Annotated in this window: 7 protein-coding genes; 6 read left to right on the top strand and 1 reads right to left on the bottom strand. The window is 61.5% G+C overall.

The genetic code is table 11. The annotated features are described in order from the left end of the window. On the bottom strand, window positions 1-334 hold a 334-nt coding region (locus BUB76_RS09950; protein ID WP_073128627.1), incomplete at its 3' end, for an IS5/IS1182 family transposase. A gap of 449 nt (window positions 335-783) precedes the next feature. Here BUB76_RS09950 and BUB76_RS09945 point away from each other — a divergent pair. The 6 genes from BUB76_RS09945 (at window position 784) to BUB76_RS09915 (ending at window position 7,340) form a co-directional block, all read left to right on the top strand. Next, a complete protein-coding gene (locus BUB76_RS09945) occupies window positions 784-990 on the top strand; it encodes a cold-shock protein (RefSeq protein WP_073128626.1) in 207 nt (68 codons plus the stop codon). A 276-nt stretch (window positions 991-1,266) separates the two neighbouring features. After that, entirely contained in the window at window positions 1,267-1,509 is a 243-nt protein-coding gene (locus BUB76_RS17930) for a hypothetical protein (protein ID WP_175550293.1), read from the top strand. A 164-nt stretch (window positions 1,510-1,673) separates the two neighbouring features. After that, on the top strand, window positions 1,674-1,901 hold the full coding sequence (locus tag BUB76_RS18345; protein ID WP_073128625.1) for a PAS domain S-box protein: 228 nt from the start codon (window positions 1,674-1,676) through the stop codon (window positions 1,899-1,901). Window positions 1,902-1,928: 27 nt separating this feature from the next. Next, a protein-coding gene (locus BUB76_RS09930) for an IS3 family transposase (RefSeq protein WP_139250836.1) occupies window positions 1,929-3,028 on the top strand; the annotation gives its coding sequence in 2 pieces (ribosomal slippage) (window positions 1,929-2,178 and window positions 2,178-3,028; 1,101 coding nt in all). Between the two features lie 619 nt (window positions 3,029-3,647). After that, window positions 3,648-4,916 carry a sensor histidine kinase gene (locus BUB76_RS09920; protein WP_073128621.1) on the top strand — a complete coding sequence of 423 codons (1,269 nt, stop codon included), beginning with the start codon at window positions 3,648-3,650 and terminating at the stop codon, window positions 4,914-4,916. 282 nt (window positions 4,917-5,198) lie between these two features. Then, complete coding sequence (locus BUB76_RS09915) at window positions 5,199-7,340, top strand: esterase-like activity of phytase family protein (RefSeq protein WP_073128620.1); 2,142 nt, start codon at window positions 5,199-5,201, stop codon at window positions 7,338-7,340. Window positions 7,341-7,676: the final 336 nt, after the last annotated feature.

Below are 7,676 nucleotides of genomic sequence, written 5' to 3'. Positions count from 1 at the left end.
CCCCCTTTTTGACGCCCAGACTGGACGCCGTTCTGTGGGCCTTCAGATAGGTGGCGTCGATCATCACAGTCTTCTTCTCGCCGTGCTCGGCAGCCAGCCCCGCCATCATCTTCGCGAAGATGCCTTTGTCGCTCCAACGCTTCCAGCGGTTGTAGAGCGTCTTGTGCGGGCCATATTCCTTCGGTGCATCTCGCCAGCGCAAGCCATTGCGATTGATGAAGATAATCCCGCTCAGGACGCGTCGATCATCGACGCGGGGCTTGCCATGGGACTTCGGGAAGTAGGGCTCCAGACGCGCCATCTGCGCATCGCTGAGCCAGAAGAGATCAGACATGTCACCGCTCAGTTTTTTTGGCGGTGAATCACGCACTTCCGCTCAGATCAATGGGTCCTGAGCCTAAAGAGCGGAAACTGTTCGACGGCGCCAAATGCCACGGCGCGGCGCCAGAATCCTTGCGCCGATGGTTCTCGGAACGACTGGCGGAGGGCCAGGGCGCCGCTCGGCGCTGATGGGGCGAGAAATCCTTCCGGTTAGGTGCTCTGATCTCTCCTCCCAACCTCTCCAATTAGGCTTTTCTTAACATACGGCCACCGATGACGAGTGCGTGTTCTTCAAGCGGATAATGGTGGACAGTTGGCCTGCGACCTGTCACACAGGCAAGGCTACGTTCCCTCTGTCGATCCTTTGCTTTCCCTACTCGGACATCAGCGAACTCGATTTTGGCCACTGCGCCACGCTGTTGCAATTCCGCGAACAGGTTGAAAACTCGAGGAGATCTCACGATGGCCAACGGCACCGTGAAATGGTTTAACCCCACCAAAGGCTTCGGCTTCATTGCCCCCGAAACAGGCGGCAAGGATGTCTTTCTTCACATTTCTGCTGTCGAGCGCGCCGGCATGACGACTGTGAACGATGATCAGAAAGTGACCTACGACATCGAAACCGGCCGCGACGGTAGAGAGTCCGCGGCGAACCTTCAGCTCGCCTGAACGGTCGAAATGAAGCTGGAAAGGGGCGTCTTCGAACGCCCCTTTTTGTCTTGGTGAGTAAGCGCGAAAAGCTTTGCAAGGAAGCTTGCCTATTGGGTTAGCCCAGACTTCTTCGCAGCCTCTTGCGGCGGACACCTTGGCACTAGAATTTCGCCGCTTCAATTTCAATATTTCGACATCGAAGTGAGGCGGGATAAAGGCCCTGCTTATTTATTCATGCCGATGCGATCCGGGGAGAACCAGGACGCATTTTCCGTCCTGCCTTCAGCTTTATAGATGGAGAATACCTTGCCAAATAAAAATACAGTCTTCCGCCCAACTGCATCCGAGACCAAGGCCGATAATATCACGAGGATTGTCAAGGACATGGTCGAAGCAGATTCCTCCGCTCGCCAGGCCAAGACTCAGAAACTCCGTGCGGCGCGTCTCGCAAGGGATATCTCCGAAAAGGCGCGACTGGAACCGGCCCCCTCGAAAAAGGTGCGGAAGACCTCTCGCAAGTCCCAGTCGACCGACTGACACACAGGCCAGAACCGTGCTACTATAATCTCAAGACGCCGCGATACGGAGAACGATTCCGCCTCTCTGACCGGCTAGGAGCTGCGTGTCGCGGCAGGTCGATTGGATTTCTCGACGTGGCTGGCTGACTTTGCGGCGCCGGAGCTTAGGCCCGTAAAGACGTAGTGGCCGGACCTCGGCTCAAGGAGAGAATCATCACGAATACTCAAAAGCTTCCGCCGGAGATCAGGGAGTATCTCGAGAAGGTGCGCGTGCCTATATCAGTGGCAAATTTGACAGACGATATGGCGCTCGTCTTCGCCAACGATGCCTTTTGCCATCTCACGGGATACAGCCGTGACGAAATTGTCGGTCGTGACCTGAGCCCCGCATACTCCTCCAGTTTGAGGTAGAATCCGCTCCAAACGAGGAGACGGACGATGAAGCGATCGAGGTTCAGCGAGGAGCAGATCATCGCGATGCTGAAGGAGCAGGAGGCCGGCATGGCGACGGCCGATGTCTGCCGCAAGCACGGGATCAGCTCAGCGACGTTCTACAAATACAAGGCGAAGTATGGCGGGCTCGAGGTGTCCGACGCCCGACGGCTGAGGGCGCTCGAGGACGAGAACGGCAAGTTGAAGAAGCTGCTGGCCGAGGCCATGCTGGACAACGCGATCCTGAAGGATGTCGCGGCAAAAAAATGGTAGCGCCCGGCGTCAGGCGGGAGGCCGTGGCGCATGTCGTGGAGATCCACGGGGTGAGCCAGCGCCGGGCGTGCCAAGCCCTGGCCGTGGATCGATCGAGTGTGCGGTATCGGAGCGTGCGCCCGGACGATGCCGAGGTTCGGGCTGCCATGAAGGCTGTCGCGGCCGAGCGACGGCGCTTCGGTTACCGGCGCATCCACATCATGCTCGAGCGGCAGGGGATCGCGATGAACCTCAAGAAGCTGCGGCGGCTCTATTGCGAGGAAAAGCTCCAGGTGCGCCGCAGGGGTGGCCGGAAGCGCGCTCTCGGCACGCGCCGACCGATGCTGCTGCCGGACGCGCCCAACATCCGCTGGAGCCTGGACTTCGTGAGCGACGCGCTGACGGACGGGCGCCGTTTCCGGGTGCTGGCCGTGGTCGACGACTACAGCCGCGAGTGTCTGGCGCTTGTTGCCGATACCTCTCTGTCCGGCCACCGCGTCGCCCGTGAACTCGACGCCGTGGTAGCCCGGCGGGGGCGTCCTGTCATGGTGGTCAGCGACAATGGCACGGAACTGACATCGATGGCGATCCTGTCCTGGTGCCAACGCACCGCCGTCGAGTGGCACTACATCGCGCCTGGAAAGCCCATGCAGAACGGCTTCGTCGAGAGCTTCAACGGGCGGTTCCGCGACGAGCTGCTCAACGAAACACTGTTCTCATCGATCGGCGAGGCGCGGCAGCAGATCCGCGCTTGGCAACACGACTACAACCACCACCGCCCACACTCCGGCCTCGGGAACATCCCGCCGGCCGAGTTCATGGCGAAGAAGGGCATGGAAATGCGCGCCGCGTAGCCCCAGAAATCAACCTGCGGATTCTCCCGAAACCCGGAGGAGAGTCGGGGCTCAGGTCAGTCGAAACTGCCGTTTCTTGCAAGGCGTAGCAACGATAGATGAAACTCGTCAGGATCTCTCTGACTTCCTCCAAGATACCGCTCGCGACTCGGGCCGCTTCCCGGTCGTCAACTACCGGAAGAACGGATCAGAATTCGACAACTTTGTCTTCATGACCCGGCTTCGGGCGCCGGACAGGGAAACTAGGTTCATCCTCGCGTCTCAAGTGGATCTGACATCTACAACGAGGCGTGCAAACTTACTCTCGAGCGACAGGAAGCTCTTGGGTGCGATGTCAGACTTGGACCGCATGACAAGGGAAGCTGGGCTGACGATGGTCAACTCTGCGCAAGCAATATCTGACTCGGTTGCCTTGCTGGCAAAAATCTCACTCGACAACGACTCGATCTAGAAGGCAGCCATCAGCAATGAAGCGCGGTTGTGGCCTCAAACGTCCGATGGGCCCCCATCACCGCCCTCCTGTTCCTTTGAGCTATCTGATCGTAAAGCTACTCACTCCCGACTTCACTATATACAGTTAGGTGCGAGAGCTTAGCTAGATGTTTTGAAGGGACACTCGATGAATGCGCGAAGCTCGCGGACCGCGACGCAGGACCACGCAACGTTCGTCGCGGGAACGCACGACTTCCAGACCGATATTGAGCGGCTCGCGTCAAGCGAGATGGTCGGAACGCTCCTCGAAACAGTGATGCTGGCAACAAACATGCGCTTTGCTGGTGTCGCGCGCGTCACCGCCGACAGATGGGTTGCTTGCCGAACCGTCGATGAGGTCAATTTCGGGATCGCCGCGGGCGACGAAATCGCAATCGAGTCGACCTTCTGCCAGACCGTGCGCGACTCGTCCGAGATGGTGATCTTCAACAATGCTGAGACCGACGCGATCTATCGTGGGCATCCCATCGCCACGCAATTCGGTATTGTCAGCTACGCTTCGGTCCCAATTTATCGCAGCGACGGCAGCTTCTTCGGCACACTCTGCGCAATCGACACCGAGCCGAAGGCGGTGAATAACCCGCGCTCTGTCGCGATGCTGGAGATGTTCGCCGGCCTGATTGGACGGAGCCTCGAGACCGAGGAACGCCTCGAAGCACAAGAGCTATTGGTCGAACACGAGCGCAAGCTGCTGCAAGTGCAGGAGGAGTTCGTCGCGATCTTGGGTCATGATCTTCGCAACCCGGTGGCGGCCTTGCTCTCGGGTGTCCGTCAACTCGGCAAGGAGCCAATGTCCGACCGAGGTCGCGAATATCTCGGTCTTATGCGAGCATCCCTGCACAGGATGAACGAGTTAATTGAGAACCTTATGCTGCACGCGAAATCTCGATTGGGCGGCGGCATCAGCGTCTCCGCCATCCCCGATGCGCGCCTGGCGGAAACTCTGGAGCAGGTCGTCGAAGAAATACGCGTCGCGTCGCCGGATCGCGAGATCGTCCTCGACCTCAATTTTCCTCAAGCAATCAACTGCGATCCAGCCCGTCTCGGGCAGGCGGTCTCGAATCTCATCTCCAATGCGATCACCCACGGCTGCTCTGATACACCCATCAGGATCACAGGCGATTGCTACGCCAAGGCGCTCACGATCGAGGTGACCAATGAAGGCGAGACGATTCCGCAGAGCATCCAGTCGATCCTCTTTCAGCCTTTCCGCCGCGGCAGCGAAATCGGGAGCACAGGTCTTGGTCTCGGACTTCATATCGCATCGTCGATTGCGCGTGCACACAACGGTCAGTTGTCGGCTACCAGCGAGACCGGAACCACAACATTTCGCCTCGAGATCCCCCAACTTGCCGTGCGCGCGCCCGAGTTGCCCCAACTGAGTGGTCCGGGTTGATCTATAGTGCATCGCTGTCCGCAGCGAGTGACCGCTCTATTCCCGAAGCTGACACTGGGCCTTCGCGCAGCCGAGGCATGTTTGCCCTACTGATCAGCCCTGCTCGCCGCCCGGGCCGCCATCCGCGGCACGCGCGCCGTACGGGCGCGGATGTCGTCACCAGACCCAGGGCGGATACCCCTCGGGCTCCGTCGCGGAACTGTCACACAGGCGTGGGCATAACGGGCGCGGCTGCGCGCCGAAGCGCGCTCCGCCCGCATATCGCCACTGGGGAGACATCAAATGGCTTACCGCGCGCTGACGCTTTCGTCGGCCCTCGTCTGTCTTGCCGCGCCGACCTTCGCGCAGGACATGAACTTCAACCGCATCGCGTCCTTCCGCGTCGCCGACAACCTGCCCGACGCCGAAGAGACCTCGGCCGAGATCATCGCCGCGACCGAAGACGGCATGACGCTCGTCTATACCGACAGCCCCGGCGGCTCGATCGGGTTCATCGACATCACCGACCCGGCCAATCCGACCGCGGCTGGCGTCTTCATGCCCCAGGGCGAGCCGACCTCCGTGGCCGTGATCGGCAACCATGCCCTCGCCGGGGTGAACACCTCGGAAAGCTTCACCGATCCGTCGGGTTATCTGGTCGAGGTGGACGTCACAACCCAGCAGGAAGTCGGCCGTTGCGACCTGCCCGGACAGCCCGACAGCGTCGGCATCGCGCCGGACGGCTCGTTCCTTGCCGTGGCCATCGAGAACGAGCGCGACGAGGACCTCGGCGACGGCCGTGTGGGCCAGATGCCCGCCGGTTCGGTCTTCATGGTGGACCTGACCGAAGACGGGCTCATTGATTGTGACACGGCTCGCATCGCGGACGTCACCGGCCTGGCCGAGGTCGCGCCCGAGGACCCCGAGCCGGAATTCGTGTCGATCAACGCCGAGAACGAGGTCGTCGTCACCCTGCAGGAAAACAACCATATCGTGGTCCTGTCATCGGACGGCGAAGTTATCAGCCATTTCTCCGCCGGCGAGGTCACGCTCGACAACGTCGACACCAGCGAGGAAGGCGCGCTGGTCTTCGAGGACACCATCACCGTCCCACGTGAGCCCGACAGCATCGCCTGGATCGACGACACCCACTTCGCCACCGCCAACGAGGGTGACATGGACGGCGGATCGCGCGGCTGGACGATCTTCAGCCAGGATGGCGACGTCGTTTACGAGTCCGGCATGGATTTCGAAAACGCCATCATCCAGATCGGCCACTACCCGGAGGAGCGCTCGGGCAACAAGGGCGTGGAGCCCGAAAGCGTGACCTTCGACACCTTCGGCGAAACGCCGTTCGTCTTCGTCGGCGCCGAGCGGGCATCGGTGGTCGGCGTCTACGACGTGACCGATCCCGCCGCGCCGGTGCTGCGGCAGCTGCTGCCGTCGGGGATCGGGCCCGAGGGCTATGTCACCATCCCCGAGCGCAACCTGCTGATCTCGGCGAACGAGACGGACGATGCCGGGGCCCGCGCACACGTCATGCTGTTCGAATACCAGGACGCGCCGGCGGTCTATCCGCACCTGACCTCGGCCGGCATGGACCAGCTGACGGGCTGGGGCGCGATCTCGGGCCAGGTCATGGCCGAGGACGGCACGATATACGCGGTTTCGGACAGCTTCTACGGAATGCAGCCCACCATCTTCCATATCGACGTGTCGGAAACACCGGCGCGCATCGTCGACGCGATCCGGGTGACGCGCGAGGGGCAACCGGCCCAGCTGATGGACATGGAAGGCATCACGCTGGACGGCGACGGCGGCTTCTGGATCGCGTCCGAGGGACGGTCGGACCGGCTGGTGCCGCATGCGATCTACCACGTGGGCGCCGACGGTGCGATCGAGGACTACATCGCCCTGCCCGACGGGCTTCTGGCCGTCGAGCGTCGCTTCGGGTTCGAAGGGATCACGCGGGTCGACGAAATGCTCTACGTCGCGGTTCAGCGCGAGTGGCGCGACGATCCCGACCACCACGCCAAGGTCCTGGGATACGACCTGAGCAGCGAGGAATGGTCGGTGATCCACTACCCGCTGACCGCCCCCGACGCGGGCTGGGTCGGCCTGTCGGAGATCGTGGCGCAAGGGGACTGGGTCTATTTCATCGAGCGTGACAACCAGCACGACGCCCGCGCCGTCACCAAGCAGATCACGCGCGTGCCGCTGAGCGCCATGGACCGGATGGTCGGGCTGGACGAAACCCCGGCGGTGCTGGAGCCCGAGCTCGTGGTGGACCTGTTGCCCGACCTGCGCTCGACCGGCGGCTACGTGCTCGACAAGGTCGAGGGGCTGGCGGTCGCCGAGGATGGCACGATGTGGGTGTCGACCGACAATGACGGCGTCGACGACCATTCGGGCGAGACGATGTTCTTCTCGATCGCGGCCCAGTAGGCGCCAGTGACAGCAGACTGGCCCTGTCGGCGATCGGACCGGGCCAGTCCCTGCCTATGTGTCGAACACGTTCCGTCGCGGCTTCGAGGCATCAGCCGGGCGCCTTGGCGAGCCTGCATCCGTATTCCGGCGACGCTGAACACCGATTTCCTGACCGCCCAGGAGAAGCTCGGCCTGCCGTCCGACGCAGCGAATCCCGGGCACGCGCCGGGGGCTGTCACGAAATGGCCGGACACCCAAGGGGCGTTCATTCCCCAGCTTCTGCGGATAAGCCTGTGCATAACCCTTTATCAAATTGGAATTTTCCTTCAAAACCAAGGCCCGCGATCAAATCGC

This window comes from Palleronia salina (assembly GCF_900141995.1).
Lineage (GTDB): Bacteria > Pseudomonadota > Alphaproteobacteria > Rhodobacterales > Rhodobacteraceae > Palleronia > Palleronia salina.
Note: the sequence above shows the minus strand (reverse complement) of the source record. Positions and strands in the feature narration are given on the sequence as shown.

Coding starts and splice junctions, on each gene's coding strand:
- BUB76_RS09920 (WP_073128621.1), top strand. CDS start 3,648: ATGAATGCGCGAAGCTCGCGGACCGCGACGCAGGACCACGCAACGTTC.
- BUB76_RS09915 (WP_073128620.1), top strand. CDS start 5,199: ATGGCTTACCGCGCGCTGACGCTTTCGTCGGCCCTCGTCTGTCTTGCC.
- BUB76_RS09945 (WP_073128626.1), top strand. CDS start 784: ATGGCCAACGGCACCGTGAAATGGTTTAACCCCACCAAAGGCTTCGGC.
- BUB76_RS17930 (WP_175550293.1), top strand. CDS start 1,267: ATGGAGAATACCTTGCCAAATAAAAATACAGTCTTCCGCCCAACTGCA.